Annotated in this window: 13 protein-coding genes; 8 read left to right on the forward strand and 5 right to left on the reverse strand. The window is 43.6% G+C overall.

Annotation, left to right across the window (positions count from 1 at the left end; all coding sequences use genetic code 11):
* The first annotated feature begins 5 nt into the window (after positions 1-5).
* The 4 genes from xylB to HCJ54_RS08725 all read left to right on the forward strand — a co-directional run bounded on the left by xylB (position 6) and on the right by HCJ54_RS08725 (position 5267).
* Positions 6-1508: a xylulokinase gene (xylB, locus tag HCJ54_RS08710; protein ID WP_187137358.1), complete on the forward strand. Its 1503-nt coding sequence runs from the start codon at positions 6-8 to the stop codon at positions 1506-1508.
* Positions 1509-1713: 205 nt separating this feature from the next.
* Positions 1714-3993, forward strand: coding sequence for a glycosyl hydrolase family 18 protein (locus HCJ54_RS08715; protein ID WP_187137359.1), 2280 nt, complete (start codon positions 1714-1716; stop codon positions 3991-3993).
* Positions 3994-4027: 34 nt separating this feature from the next.
* A complete protein-coding gene (locus HCJ54_RS08720; RefSeq protein WP_187137360.1) occupies positions 4028-4414 on the forward strand; it encodes a hypothetical protein in 387 nt (128 codons plus the stop codon).
* A gap of 118 nt (positions 4415-4532) precedes the next feature.
* Positions 4533-5267 carry a class I SAM-dependent methyltransferase gene (locus HCJ54_RS08725; RefSeq protein WP_187137361.1) on the forward strand — a complete coding sequence of 245 codons (735 nt, stop codon included), beginning with the start codon at positions 4533-4535 and terminating at the stop codon, positions 5265-5267.
* Positions 5268-5270: 3 nt separating this feature from the next.
* Here HCJ54_RS08725 and HCJ54_RS08730 read toward each other — a convergent pair whose 3' ends face one another.
* Positions 5271-6191: a helix-turn-helix transcriptional regulator gene (locus HCJ54_RS08730; protein ID WP_187137362.1), complete on the reverse strand. Its 921-nt coding sequence runs from the start codon at positions 6189-6191 to the stop codon at positions 5271-5273.
* A gap of 103 nt (positions 6192-6294) precedes the next feature.
* On the opposite strand from HCJ54_RS08730, the gene HCJ54_RS08735 reads away from it, so the two are divergent.
* Entirely contained in the window at positions 6295-6714 is a 420-nt protein-coding gene (locus tag HCJ54_RS08735) for an effector binding domain-containing protein (protein WP_187137363.1), read from the forward strand.
* Positions 6715-6769: 55 nt separating this feature from the next.
* On the opposite strand, the gene aldA is transcribed toward HCJ54_RS08735, so the two are convergent.
* The 4 genes from aldA to HCJ54_RS08755 form a co-directional block, all read right to left on the reverse strand.
* Positions 6770-8215 carry an aldehyde dehydrogenase gene (gene aldA / locus HCJ54_RS08740; protein WP_187137364.1) on the reverse strand — a complete coding sequence of 482 codons (1446 nt, stop codon included), beginning with the start codon at positions 8213-8215 and terminating at the stop codon, positions 6770-6772.
* 76 nt (positions 8216-8291) lie between these two features.
* Positions 8292-9104, reverse strand: coding sequence for a DUF3307 domain-containing protein (locus HCJ54_RS08745; protein ID WP_280527064.1), 813 nt, complete (start codon positions 9102-9104; stop codon positions 8292-8294).
* 18 nt (positions 9105-9122) lie between these two features.
* Positions 9123-9941 carry a hypothetical protein gene (locus tag HCJ54_RS08750; RefSeq protein ID WP_187137366.1) on the reverse strand — a complete coding sequence of 273 codons (819 nt, stop codon included), beginning with the start codon at positions 9939-9941 and terminating at the stop codon, positions 9123-9125.
* 186 nt (positions 9942-10127) lie between these two features.
* A complete protein-coding gene (locus HCJ54_RS08755) occupies positions 10128-10736 on the reverse strand; it encodes a lytic polysaccharide monooxygenase (RefSeq protein ID WP_187137367.1) in 609 nt (202 codons plus the stop codon).
* A 680-nt stretch (positions 10737-11416) separates the two neighbouring features.
* On the opposite strand from HCJ54_RS08755, the gene qoxA reads away from it, so the two are divergent.
* The 3 genes from qoxA to qoxC are packed head-to-tail and all read left to right on the forward strand — an operon-like array spanning position 11417 to position 15114.
* Complete coding sequence (gene qoxA, locus HCJ54_RS08760) at positions 11417-12517, forward strand: cytochrome aa3 quinol oxidase subunit II (protein ID WP_187137425.1); 1101 nt, start codon at positions 11417-11419, stop codon at positions 12515-12517.
* A gap of 18 nt (positions 12518-12535) precedes the next feature.
* Positions 12536-14515, forward strand: a complete 1980-nt coding sequence (gene qoxB, locus HCJ54_RS08765; RefSeq protein ID WP_185410477.1) for a cytochrome aa3 quinol oxidase subunit I — start codon at positions 12536-12538, stop codon at positions 14513-14515.
* Positions 14503-15114, forward strand: coding sequence for a cytochrome aa3 quinol oxidase subunit III (gene qoxC, locus HCJ54_RS08770; protein ID WP_187137368.1), 612 nt, complete (start codon positions 14503-14505; stop codon positions 15112-15114). Before qoxB ends, qoxC begins: the two co-directional genes overlap by 13 nt.
* Position 15115: the final 1 nt, after the last annotated feature.

Below are 15115 nucleotides of genomic sequence, written 5' to 3' on the forward strand. Positions count from 1 at the left end.
AGCTGATGAGTTATGTACTGGGCATTGATCTTGGAACGAGTTCTCTAAAAGGAATCGTCATGAATAAAGCGGGGCAAGTGGTTGGTGAGGCTTCGGCGGAGTATGAGATTGATTCGCCGGCGCCGGGGTTTTCTGAGCAGCATCCGGAATATTGGGTGGTTGCTTGTGAAGAGGTTTTGACGCGACTCAGCATTGAAGTGGCTGATTTTGGCGCAGAGCTTGAGGCTATCAGTTTTTCTGGGCAGATGCATTCGCTGGTAACGCTTGGCGAGGAGGGTAAGATTGTGCATCCGGCGATTTTATGGAACGATGTGCGGACGACGAAGCAATGTGAGCAAATCATGGCGGAGTTCGGCGATTCGATGATTGAAATCACGAAAAACATTGTGCTGGAAGGCTTCACGCTACCTAAAATTTTATGGTTGCAGCAAAATAAGCCGGAAGTTTGGGCTGAGGTTCGGAAAATTATGTTGCCGAAAGATTATTTGGCGTTTGTTCTGACGGGGAATATGCATTGTGAGTACTCGGATGCTGCGGGCACGTCGCTATTTGATATTGAAAAGTGTGATTGGTCAGCGGAAATTTGCGAGAAGTTCGGGATCGCGATGTCCATTTTGCCACCGGTTGTTTCTTCGATGGAGCAGGTCGGAGTGGTGAATGCGGGCTATGCGAAGCGCTTTGGCTTGAAACGAGAAGTGAAGGTGTTTGCTGGGGGCGCGGATAATGCGTGTGCGGCACTCGGAGCGGGTGTTGTGAGTGAGGATTACGCGCTTGTTTCGCTTGGTACCAGTGGTGTTTTCAGTTCTTTTGAAGCGGATATATCAAACTATAAAGGAAAATTGCATTTCTTCAACCATGTAATTCCGGACGCTAATTATTCGATGGGTGTGACGCTTGCCGCGGGAAATTCGCTGAACTGGTTTAAAAATACATTCGGCAAGGGTTTGAGTTTCGCAGAGTTATTGGCGGATGTTTATACCGTTGCACCGGGCAGTGAGGGCTTGCTTTTCACGCCGTATATTGTCGGTGAGCGGACGCCGCATGTGGATTCGAAAATTCGTGGTAGTTTTATCGGTATCGATACGAGGCATGAGCTGAAACATTTCGCGCGTGCGGTGCTTGAGGGGATTACTTTTAGTTTGAAAGATGCGCAGATATTGATGGAAGAGGCTAAAAATAAGAAGTTTAAGCAGATCATCAGTGTTGGCGGTGGTGCTAAGAATGCGGATTGGATGCAAATGCAGGCGGATATTTTCAATGCGGAAATCATTCGTTTAGAGGTGGAGCAAGGGCCGGGCGTTGGTGCGTGTATGCTCGCGGCTGTCGGCAGTGGCTGGTTTGCGGATTTTGAGGCTTGTCGCGATGTGTTCGTGCAATATAAGGACGCGACCTTTACACCTCGAGCGGAAAATGTGAAAAAATACGAAAAACTGTATGAGGTTTATACGCAAGTTTATCCAGCTACGAAGAATATTTGTGGTACGTTGACGGACCTCCAAGAAGTTTAAGGAATAGGGACAAAAAAGAGTGGTACGAGTGCTCTTGTTTGTCCTTTTTTTTGTTTTAGATGTAATTTTCGGATTAAATATGGTATGATGGGAAAGATTGGGGATGTGATTTTAGTCGTTTTTGTAAGCGTTTTATAACTTGGCTAACCACATAAAAAATGGTGTTTACTTGGGATAATTACAAGCAAAGTGGGAGGAAACAAGAATGGAAAAGGGAACAAAGCAGGTTTTTGGGAGTTTGATAGTAGTATTGCTCGGTTTATCACTTGTTTTATCGGGGCTGATAGGCGTGCCGAAATTGGTTGCAGCAGAGTCAAAGTCGCCTTACCGGAACGTGATGTATTATGGGGATTGGTCGATTACGGAATCGGAAGGGAAATTTTATCCGAAAGATATTCCTGCGGACAAGTTAACGCATCTGAATTTCGCGTTTATGGATTTTGATAGTGCGGGGAATTTGGAGTTTACGGATAGGGATGCGGCGGTGAGTGCCGCTGTTGGGCAGAAGGCTGCGATGGGCGGTATTTTGAACGCGCTTCAGGATCTGCGTGCGGCGAATCCGAACTTGAAAATAGGGGTCTCGCTAGGAGGCTGGTCGAAGTCGGGAGATTTTTCGGTGATGGCGGCAAATGATGCGTCGCGTGCCAATTTTGTACGCAATGTGTTGAAGTTTGTGAAATACACGAATATGGATTTCGTGGATGTGGATTGGGAGTATCCGAATTCGCCGCGGGATGGGGATTTGCTTGATAATAAGGAAGATGAAGGGACGCCAAATGCGGGGCCGGCGGATAAGGAGAATTACGTGAAGTTGCTGCAGGATTTGCGGACGGGGCTTGATGCACAGGGCAAGACGCTGAATCGGGCGTACGAGTTGTCGGTAGCTTTGCCGGCGTCGCAATGGACGATGAGTCAGGGAATCGATGTGGCGCGAGTTTTTGAGATTATCGATTTTGGGAATATGATGACGTATGACATGCATGGGGCTTGGGATGGCGTGACGGGTCATCAGACAGCGCTTTATGATAATCCGGCAGACCCATATGCGAATTATGGTTTATCGATTGATGGTGTGACGAAATACTTGTTGAGTAAGGGAGTTACGCCTGAGAAAATTGTTGTTGGTGCGGCGTTTTATACGCGTGGATGGGATACGGTTGCAGAAGGCACGAATGCGAGTCAGCCGGGCCTATTTCAGCCAGTTGAGCGCACGAATAAAAACGCGGATGGCTCCTCGAGTAATGGTGCGGATAATGAGAAACCGCTTGTCGCTGGTGACGGCGGAACAGTTGGCGGGATTTGGGCATATCGCAGTATCGATACATTGAAAGCGGTGACGCCGGGCTTGACGGAATACTGGGATAATATCGCGAAGGCACCGTATTTGTATAGTCGCGAAACGGGTGCATTTTTCACATACGATAATGTGCGTTCGGTAACGGCTAAGGCGAACTATGTGAAGGACAATGGTTTGGGCGGAATGATTTCATGGATGCAATCACAGGATAAGCCAACAACTACGACGAAACGCGATGAACTGACAACGGCGATTAAAAACGGCATGTTTGGAGCTGGGAAATTGGTCGGGAATACGCTGCCGTATCAGGCATTAGTGATGGATATGAAAGTGACGCCGTATTCAAATGATGGTACAGGTTACGAAATCACGATTACGAACAAAGAAGTGGTCAGTGAGACGAGTGATGTTTTAAAACCAGTCGAAGCGGCGGCGAAAACAGTAAAATTACCGCGCCTCTATATCCCGATTCGCGATGGAGAAAAGCTGATCGCAACGGATCATAAAGCGGGTATTGTGAAATCGGAAAATGGCTATACAGTCATCGATCTTGCTTCATCTGACGCACGACTTATAAAACCAGGAGACAGCTATACTTTCCGATTGAAATCAAGTGTGGCGCCAACTGACTTGAAAACAGTAACTTTAGCACAGCGAATGACGGCATCAGGACAGGAGCTCGGTCAGCAGTTGATTTATGAAGGTACGGAGGCGCCTCCGAAAGTAGTGGATATCGCCTCGCCAAGTGTCCCAAGTCATTTGCGTGTGACCAAAGTGGCTAGCGACGGAGTGGTTCTAAATTGGGATGCCTCTCGGGACAACGTTGCGGTGACTGGCTACAAAGTTTACCGTGATGGCAAAGAGATCGCCACGGTGACAAAGCCGACCTATACGGATAGTAAAATCGCGTCAGGAAAGTCATATAGCTATACGGTTAAGGCGTTCGATGTAGCAGGAAACATCTCGAAAGACAGCAATAAAGTCACAGCGAAAATACCAGTGAATAAAGCGCCAAGCAAAGCCCCGAACGCTGATCCAGTTGGCGTAGTCTCTGATACAAAAACACCAGCGAAATCAACGGCAACAAGTAACTTACCAGAAACAGGCGACACTTCTCCAATTGGTTTAGTTTTATTGGGATGTTTGCTTGCTGGAACATCTGTATTTTATTTAAGAAAACGTCATTAAGGTTGCTTAGTAACGCGATTTTAGGAGATGGGTTATGAGAAATATTGTTATCGTTCTAATAGGGTTATCCCTTTTTTGGATGCTTGGTTGTCAGCAAGAAATAACGCATTCGGTCTCAACAAATCCGACAGCAACAGAAATTTTAAGTGAAAATCCGAATGCTGACATTTTTCAACTAGATGATGTTGTCTATGAAACAAATATCGATTGGGTTGATGACTTAGAAGTGACGAAAAACAATCAAATTGGTGAAATTAAAAAGACTTTTTCAATGAAGCATCCTTTGAAAGAGTTTGAAAATGGTGATGCGACGCAATTAACATCAGGTACTAAAATCTTCCGTGTTAAAGAGCGTGGTGATGTCTTAATTGTAGAGATCGACGGTAAGACAAAGAAATATTATGCGCTTGTTGAGGGGTGAAAATTATCGTTCACGTAATCCCGCTATTTGTTTAATGATAACCGCTATCCGCCTCAAGATTTTCATGGATAGCGGTTTTTTGTTATAATGTTTACATAAAAGAAAGAGGTGTACCAAGATGAAAGAAAATAAATATGATAATCCTGCTTTTTTCGAGCAGTACAGCAAAATGAATCGCTCGGTGGAGGGTTTGAAAGGTGCTGGAGAATGGCATGAGTTTCAGAAAATGATGCCTGATTTCGCGGGGAAACGAGTGCTTGATCTCGGTTGTGGATTTGGTTGGCATTGTCTATATGCGATCGAAAATGGCGCGGATTCAGCGGTAGGCGTGGATATTTCAGAAAATATGCTCGCCGAAGCCCGCAAGAAAACAGATTCACCGAAAATCACTTACATCCATCAGGCGCTTGAGGATATCGATTTCCCGGATGCAAGTTTTGACATAGTGATTAGCTCGCTTACGTTCCATTATATTGCGTCGTTTCAAGCGATCTGCGAGAAAGTAAACGAGAGCCTGGCGCCAGGTGGGGCATTCCTTTTTTCTGTGGAACATCCTGTTTTTACAGCGCAAGGAACGCAGGATTGGTACTATGATGAGGATGGAAATAAACTGCATTGGCCGGTCGATAAGTATTTCACGGAAGGTCTGCGGACGGCGAATTTCTTAGGTGAGGCTGTGACGAAGTATCACAAAACGATGACGACTTATGTGAACACGCTTCTTGAGACTGGTTTTGAATTGGTGAAATTGGTGGAGCCTGAACCTGATGCGGCGATGTTAGCCAGCCATCCGGATATGCCTGATGAGTTGCGCCGACCAATGATGTTACTCGTCGCGGCTCGGAAAAAATAGCTTCTAGTCATACTTACTTTGAATTTCCTTCAAATATGCGACGAAATCTTCATAAAAATCACCAGACTTGCGGACGGTCACATGCGCACCTAAATGGAGCAGAAATCGATAGCCAGCTTCGTGATTTGGTAGCATTACTTTTGCTGAAAAATGTGATGCATCCAATGGTTCTATCGTCGTCATCCCGAACCGCATGGCGATTTGTTCTCGAGCTATTTTGTCGACAATAAGGTGCACTTCTGTCATCTCAAATGGCGGCTGCGAGGCTTGCGATTGGAACGGTTTCAGTATAAATGGACGTGCCTCAAACGACTCAGCAGAGACTTCTAATTCGAGGACGCGCGATAATTTAAACGTGCGAAAATCCTGGCGCTCCAAGCTGTATCCCTGCAAATACCAAGACCGATTGCGAAAAAGTAAATGGTACGGTTCCACTTTCCTTGTGGTTTGGTTGCCATCGCGATCAATATAGGTCAGGGCTACCAACTGTTGCTTCTTAATTGCTAAATGGAGCTGCTCCACGTTCTCGTTAAACTCCTGTTTCATCGCTAAATTCGAAAAATCTAGTGAAATAGATGCCGCGGGGAGCTGATTTTCATGGCCAAGCATATTTTTCATTTTTAGCAGTGCTTTTTTGATGTCAGCGGAGGACAAAAGTTGTTCAAAGCCGCTCAAACCAGTGATAATCGCTGTTAAATCTTCGACGGTGAGCAGTTTCTTATCGACTTTATAGGTTGGCATAATTCCGATGCCGCCCTTGACTCCGGGTAGCGTATAAATCGGAATATTTGCCATGGAAAGCGTGTCGATATCGCGATAAATCGTCCGTTTTGTCACTTCGAACATCGTTGCCATTTCCGAAGCGCTGACAAGTTCACGTTGAAGAAGTAACATAATAATTCCAATGAGCCGCTCAATTTTCATTTTAATTGCTCCTTCTAATTCAAATGATGACATACATTTGTCAACATTCCCATGTTATAGTTACATCATAACAAATTTACAGTAACTTTTGGAGGGAAAAAGTATGTCATTTGAAATTGTACAATTAAACAAAGAAGTTTTTTCTGGAAGCAGAGTTGAAATTCCAGCATTTAATCCACAAGAAGGTTTCGCGGTTATGAGCGGTATCAAAGAGTCGGCCGTAGCAGATTTCGCGAAAACAGCGGAAGATTTTGTCGGTATTAATGCCAATATCGATGGCGTGCAAACGTACCTAGTGGCCAAAGCTGGCACGGATAACGGCGATACATCGTTCGAAATTCCGGAAGGCCAGTATGCTAAATTCGTAACAACGGAAAAAGAACGGACAGCAATCGATGGATTCATTGGTCAATCTTACGGTGAAGTCATGGGTAGCGACACAGTTGGCGTTGCAGGTAGTTTTAATTTAGAGGATTTGCGTGAAGTAGATTTCACATTATACATCCCAGTTGTAGCCAAATAATAAAAAATAGAGCACTCGAAAAGCCTGAACAAAAGGCCTTGCGAGTGCTCTATTTTTATTGGATATTTTGGTCGAATTGTAAGTATACGACGTGTGTTTGCAGATATTCTTCGAGGCCGTGTTTTCCGTCTGCACCACCGATTCCTGATTTGCGGAATCCAGCGTGGAAGCCTTGCATCGCCTCGAAGTTCTCCCGGTTTACATACGTTTCACCGAACTTCAGTTGACGAATGACCTTCATCGCGCGGTCTAGATTCGTTGTATAAACGGAAGAAGTTAAGCCGTAATCGCAATCATTGGCGAGTTTGATCGCTTCATCCAGCGTTTTGAATGTCCCAATCGGCGCGACTGGGCCAAATACTTCATCGTGCATAATTTCCATATCGTTGGTCGCATCGCCAATAACGGTTGGCTGGAAGAAGAATCCGGTTCCCTCAACAGCTTTCCCACCAGTCAAAATTTTTGCACCTTGCGCAACGGCACGATCTACTTTCGCTTGAACGGACTGTTGGGCGCTTTTGTTCACGAGTGGTCCCATGTCGAGGTCGGCGGATGCTAGCGGATCACCATATTGAACGGCTTCCATTGCTTTTACAAACTTCGCAGTGAAAGCATCCTTCACATCTTCTTGCACGTAAACACGCTCCACACAGTTACAAACTTGACCGCTGTTAATCACACGAGAATCAACAATCGCCTTGACGGCTAAATCTAAATCGGCGTCGTTTAGAACAATTGCCGGTGCTTTCCCGCCGAGTTCTAGGTTTACTTTGGTGATATTCTCACTCGCCGCTTGCATCACTTTTTGGCCAGCAGGTTCGCTACCAGTCAAGGAAACGAGGCCGACTTTAGGATTTCCCGCAAGTTCATCACCGATTTCACCGCCACGCCCAGTTATCATGTTGTAAACGCCTTTCGGTAATCCGATTTGATCCACAATTTTCGTGAAAGCGACCGCATTATTGGGTGATTCCGCGCTTGGTTTCACCACAATCGTATTCCCGGTAATGAGCGCTGGAGCCATTTTTCGAGCAATTAAGAAGAACGGGAAGTTCCATGGTAAAATTCCAGTCGTGACCCCGATCGCTTTCTTGAATACGAAAATATGCTCATTTGGCCGGTCACTTTGTAAAATTTCACCTTCATATCTGCGCGCCCATTCGGCCATATAGTCTAAATAATCAGCGGTAAAATTCACCTCGACCTCGGATAATGCTAGCGTTTTCCCGACTTCCTCTGAAATAAGTTTGGCGATTTTAGGCACTTGTTCCCGGATTTTTGTAGCGATTTTATGTAGGTAAACGCCACGCTCTACAGCAGGCAGGGCTTCCCACGCAATTTGCGCATCCTCGGCAGCATCAATCGCCCGTTTTGCATCCGCTTTTGTAGCTTTTGGTACTTGCGAAATAATTTTCTCGGTAGCAGGATTGATAACGTCAAAAAATTCTCCGTTGCTAGATAAAACAAATTCCCCATTGATATACATTTCATGTTGAATCATGTGATTTCCTCCTTTATTTATGTTGTTTTATGTGTATTATTATAAGGAAACAAACAAAAACAAGCAAATATAACGCTTACAACTTTAAAATATAAATAAAGACGAGAGAAATTAACACTCCGAATATCATGCTCAGGAAGTTACCAATCAAATAATATTCTGCAAAAGTTCGATTGTTTTCTAGTTCTTTGAATCGCGCTAACGTTTTCAAGGCAATGATGATTGGAATTGCTGAATAGATTTGTAATACCATGAAAATGAGTAGCAGCAAGCGTTCCAATCCACCGATATATCGCCCAGCTTTCAATTCTTTATTAGATACGATTGGTATTTCCTGATTTTTTGTCAAGATTATTTTTCCACTTTGTTTCGTGAACGATATCGACTTCTTTTCCAAATTGAACCCAGGCATTAGCACTTCGAGTACGTACGGAATCAAATAGCCGATCAAATAAACAATGATGATGGCAAGTGAAGCCAGTGCGCAGAATTTTGGATAGTTGTTTAACTGTGCGGGAATCAGTGTGATCTGTTCGTTGAAAACTAGCCATACTGCGATATAAATTGTGGTAATGTGCAGGATTTGGTCGGAAATGTAGGTGAATAAGTGAACCATTTTGGTATCGCGAAACAGCTTTTCTATGGGTGCTTTTGCTAAATCAATGATGAAATGAACGATTGTGAGTCCTAAAATCATGAGTAGTAGCGCCCAAAAACTGATTTTGCTATCAAACCAACAAAAATACACAATAATCGCAAGTAAATACAGACAGAAATGCGCGAAGATGTGCCATCCCAACTGCTGCAATTTATGATAAGAGAAGCGCTCTTTTTTGATGCTAGCCATTTTGTCCGTTTGTAGCACAAAATCGGCTAGAAAGTGGCACAGGAGTAGTGGGAAAGTAGACTAGCCATGACTAGCGCCTCCCATCATTTTTTGCAGATCGGCTAAATAGGCTACGATGTCCAATCGAATTTTTTTGTATAGAAAGTAGTCGGAATTCGCAATAAGAACGCTGATTCGGGAGGAAATATCGGCTTTACTGAGTGCGCCATAACCGAGCGCTGTGCCGATTTTAATGTTGCTATAATCAGGATAACTATCTTTCATACGAAAAAGGTCACGCTGTTTGTCACTTTTAATCAGCTTCTCAAAAGCAAGAAAGAACATCGCGTTAACCGCATTACCAAACGACTTGGGCTCTGCGATACAGTAGAATTTAAACGGCTGCTTATCGAAAAAATAGTCCTCATCACTGTCAATTGCGCTAGGCCTTTGACCTTGCTGTGATTTCATGATTTGCTTGGCTCTTTCAGAAGCTTCAATCGCATTAATGATGCTGGTTCCATTGACGATATTGATGTTCTTCAGATCTTCGGTAGCGGGTGTATCAATATAGCCAATCCCAACTCCAAAGTAGAAATTAAGCGTTTCATCCACGACGGCTGGAATCGCGCTAAAATGAGCCTTGAAATGAGGTGAATAATACAACGTTAAGCAATGACTATAAATATCCGGTAACAGTTGAAAATCAGAGACGCCCCCAACAATTGCATCACCATCTTTAATTGTAAACGGCGTCAACAACTGGTCTTGATAAGCGGTATTAATGCTGTCCGCGATATATGTGAGGATTTTTGTCCCGTCATGTAGTGTAGAAAAGACGTGCCGACTGCGACTGATATCGATATACATATAGATAGCCTCGAATTTTAACGATTCCACTAAAAAGACCTCCTTTTATATAATGATAACTATATATTAGCATGTTTATATAATGATTACTATATATTTTATGAGATTCCTTTTACGAAATTGCATAACAAAAAGCCCCAAACGAGAAGCACAGCGGATAGCAAAATTCTTGCTAAACACCACTAGCTTCCGGTTTGAGGCCGGATTTAATGTAGTTTATTGCAACGTCATTGTCCCATTATTAATCAAGTTAACATCAACAGCTTGATAAAAAGCATTCCCAGTATCCGCGATTTCCCAAACGCCAAGCACAACATAATAGCCGTTGCGGTCAGTTGGAAGCGGCACTTTGTGGTTCACGGTAGTGGAAGTCGGAACTTCATTATGCGCATCAATCGTAGTCAGCAACTCCAGGTCACCACGAGTTAGTGGACTATTTGGATTCCAACCTTTTTTCGTAATGTAATACTTGTATTCCTTCGTTCTATGAAGCGCAGTGAGCGTCCAAGTGAAGTTGTTTTGTCCACCTAAAAGGTCTACATGATGCCAGCGATCAGGAGTTTGAGCGTCCATTTCTGGAAACTTACCTCCACCCGCGATAGTACCGTCAGAAGGTCCGCCAAGTGGGAAATTTCCCGTTGCTTCAACACTTTGCGGTTCCCATTGAATCGCGCCAGTATTTTGGTTAATCCCCAATTTCGCCAAATAAGCGCGACTTTCTGGTTTTGAAATATAGCCATGTGCCGATGCCCCCGGTGCAAATGTCGCGAACAACAACGCAAACGCTACCAAAAATAAAACTGATTTACCCAAAAACTTCTTCATCCAACTAACACCCCTCGATTTTTTGTTGTGGCTGTTCGACATGTAATAGAGTTACAGCCCCAATATAAGCGTGAACAAAGTGAGCGGTTCATCTCACAATTTGTCCCTCCACGCTCGCTATCTTGTTTACCCATCGGATTTAGAAACTAACCGCGAATATGTGAAAATGAAGCAATGTGCATATGGACTAGACCAATTATTGTTTTTGGTAGTAGATATAAAGAGCTGACACGCAGATAAGAAAGCGCTTTTCTGGATAATTTCACTGGGTAATTTGGTTCTAATCGTGACATTCCAAACAAACCGAAATGGGCGTCCTCCTCATGTCTTTTTTAAGGCATATTACTAATAAGGAATTATTTTTAAGAGAGAGACATGCTCATATAGTAACGTTTTAGATTGTGAAAAAAATAACTTGTGTCGATGTTTTGAATATAGATGTCAAATAAGCTATAATAGTATACGAGTATGCACATGCAGTTTCAAATTCATAATTTCACGAGTTAAAAGTTTGTGATATTGTGAGAAATCTAAACAATCTAGTTGGCCGTATAACGATACATATTTCGATATATTATCAATTAGGGGGGTACTTTTCTGAGGAGAAATCAGGGAGTAGGGTTGTATTTTTGCGCAAAAATACACAGCAACAAACATCAAAAGGAAAGAAGGGGATTCGGGTGTCAAAAATGCTCAAGTCATTGCTACTTACAGTATCGCTGGTCTTTGTTGGACTTCTAAGCGGCTGTGGTGATTTGACGGTACTAGATCCAAAAGGTCCAGTAGCGCAAAGTCAAAGCGATCTAATCATTTATTCGATTATTTTCATGCTTATCATTGTACTCACGATCTTCGTGTTATTCGTTATTATGATTACGAAATACCGCGAGAGAAAAGATCATTCCAACTACGAACCAAACATGCACGGTAGTACGAAATTAGAAATTTTATGGACGTTGATTCCAGTTGCGATCGTTATTGCATTAGCTATTCCAACAGTGCAAACGATTTACGCGAATGAAAAAGCGCCAGAGGTTACGTCACACAAGGATCCAATTATTATTTATGCGACTAGCGCAAACTGGAAATGGTTCTTTAGTTATCCAGATCAGTCGATTGAAACTGTAAACTATGTACATATTCCAACTGATCGACCGGTATTATTCAAGCTTACCGCGGCAGACTCGATGACGAGTTTCTGGGTGCCACAACTTGGTGGACAGAAGTACGCGATGAGTGGCATGACGATGGATTTGTACTTGCAAGCGGACGAAACAGGAACGTTTAAAGGACGTAACTCGAACTTTAACGGAGAAGGTTTTGCCGGACAAGTATTTGATGTTGTCGCACAAAAACCAGCCGATTTCGAAAAATGGGCGTTGAAGACGAAAGCTGATTCGCCGACTTTATCGCAAGACCGCTATGATAAATTATTATTACCAGGCAACGTGAAACCACAATCTTATGCAGGGACACATATGGCGTTTGTTGATCCAGCCGCAGATCCAGAGTACGTTTTCTATGCGTATAAACGTTTCGGCTTTGAACTGACAAACCCACATGATCCAAATGCAAAAGATACAAGAACGAAAGAACCAATTTTGCCAGCACGTCCGGTGACGATTACGAATCCGCGTTTTGAGCAAATGGACATGGAACCAATGATCATCAAAAATGGTACTGGTTACAAGCAAGACAAGCATTACGATGAAGAAATGGAAAAAATGGGTAAAGAAATCAAAACCGATGAAGCAACAGATCACGATCAATCGGGACACTAAAAAGGGGGGTATTTCAACATGAGTTTAGATGAATTTATCATCACCGGCGACCCGCTGATTTTAGGAGCCCAAATTTCGATCGCTCTTGTCAGTATTGGTATCGTCGTGTTACTAACTTATACAAAAAAATGGAAGTGGCTATTCACGGAATGGATCGCTTCTGTTGACCACAAACGCCTTGGGATCATGTATCTTTTGGCAGCAGTACTAATGTTTTTCCGTGGTGGGGTCGATGCACTCATGATTCGTACCCAACTTGCAATGCCAGGGATGGAGTTTCTAGACGCCCAGCATTACAATGAAGTATTTACGACTCACGGAACTATTATGATTTTATTTATGGCGATGCCGTTCGTTATTGGTTTAATGAACATCGTTGTGCCGCTCCAAATCGGGGCGCGTGACGTTGCATTCCCATTTTTGAACAACTTAAGTTTCTGGACATTCTTTATGGGGGCAATGCTATTCAATATTTCCTTCGTAATCGGTGGTAGCCCAGCAGCTGGTTGGACAAACTACGCACCGCTCGCCGAGGAATTTAGTCCAGGTTATGGGATTAACTTCTACTTACTCGGAGTCCAGATTGCCGGTATTGGTACGCTGATGACCGGGATCAACTTCATGGTCACGATTCTACGTATGCGAACGAAAGGCATGACGCTGATGAAAATGCCAATGTTCACGTGGACGTCGCTGATTACGTGTTTAATTATCGTATTCGCGTTCCCAGTACTTACTGTGGCGCTAGCTTTAATGACGTTTGACCGCCTATTCGGGACGGCATTCTTCACACTCGCAAATGGCGGGATTCCGATGATGTGGGCCAACTTGTTCTGGGTTTGGGGACATCCGGAAGTATATATCGTTATTTTGCCGGCATTCGGTATTTTCTCCGAGATTATTTCAACCTTCTCGAAGAAAAAGCTATTCGGTTACCCAGCAATGGTAGCAGCGGTTGTTGTTATTTCCTTGCTAAGTTTCCTAGTTTGGGTCCATCACTTCTTTACAATGGGCTCCGGGGCAGCAGTTAACTCGTTCTTCTCGATTACGACGATGATGATTGCGATACCGACCGGAATCAAGATATTCAACTGGCTCTTTACCATGTATAAAGGGCGAATATCCTTCACCACACCGATGCTTTGGTCACTGGCATTCATACCGAACTTTGTTATTGGTGGGGTTACAGGGGTTATGCTTGCGATGGCAGCAGCCGATTATCAATATCACAACACGTATTTCCTAGTATCGCATTTCCATTACGTACTAATCGCCGGAACCGTATTCTCCTGTTTTGCAGGTTTGATTTACTGGTATCCAAAAATGGTCGGTTATCGTTTGAATGAAAAAATTGGTAAGTGGTTCTTCTGGATATTTGTGATTGGATTTAACGTATGTTTCTTCCCACAATATTTCCTAGGACTTGATGGTATGCCACGTCGTATCAGCACATATGTGGAAGGCGACGGCTGGACTACACTTAACTTTATCTCATCTGTTGGTGCGTTCCTAATGGGAGCAGCATTCCTAATTCTATGTTGGAATATCGTTTACAGTCATAAACACTCTAAACGTGAAACAACTGGTGATCCGTGGGATGCGCGTACGCTTGAGTGGGCAACTTCTTCTGCCGTACCACCAAAATATAACTTCGCTAAATTGCCAGAATGGAACGATTTGGACGATTTCTGGGAGAAAAAACAACGCGGCGAAACGTATAATGATGACAAAGAGTACAAACATATTCACATGCCAAACAATACATTACTAGGTTTTGTGATGTCGGTGTTCTTCTTTATCGCTGGCTTCGGACTGGTCTTCTATTGGTACTGGCTTGGTCTACTTGGAGGCCTTGGTGTGCTTGCATGTCTTGCGTACCGTTCGTTCAAGAAAGACGACGGTTACCATGTGGAAGTACCTGAAATTGTGGCTACCGAGGAACAAGCAGCACGTGAATTTAAAACTGGCATAAAGGAGGGTAACCCATGGAACCTATAAAAGAAAATTCCAGCCTTCCGTTAGAATATCAATCGGAGCAAGGTCGTTTAAACATTTTAGGCTTCTGGATTTTCCTAGGCGCCGAGATTGCGTTATTCGGTACATTGTTCGCAACGTATTTTGTTATGTATAGTGGTGGCTCTAATGCGGGTCACCCACCGTCCGAAATGTTCGAGTTACCGCTCGTTCTGATTATGACATTCCTACTTTTAACGAGTAGTTTTACGTGTGGTCTTGCTATCGGTGAGATGCGCAAAGGTAACGTGAAGCGTCTGATGATTTATTCGATTATTACGCTACTTCTCGGTGCAGGATTCGTAGGCTTTGAAATCTATGAGTTCGCGCATTACGTATCAGAAGGTGTTACGCTAAAAGTCGGTTCTTATTGGTCTGCATTCTTCGTATTACTGGGCACCCATGGTCTCCACGTAACGATTGGTTTATTCTGGATCGCGTTTATCCTGATTCAAATAAAAATGCGCGGCTTAACACCACAAGCAGCATCAAAAGTATTCATTTCAAGCCTTTATTGGCATTTCCTAGACGTTGTGTGGATTTTCATCTTCACAGGTGTCTATCTGTTAGGGATGGTGAATTAAT

This window comes from Listeria grandensis, from assembly GCF_014322885.1.
GTDB lineage: Bacteria > Bacillota > Bacilli > Lactobacillales > Listeriaceae > Listeria_A > Listeria_A grandensis.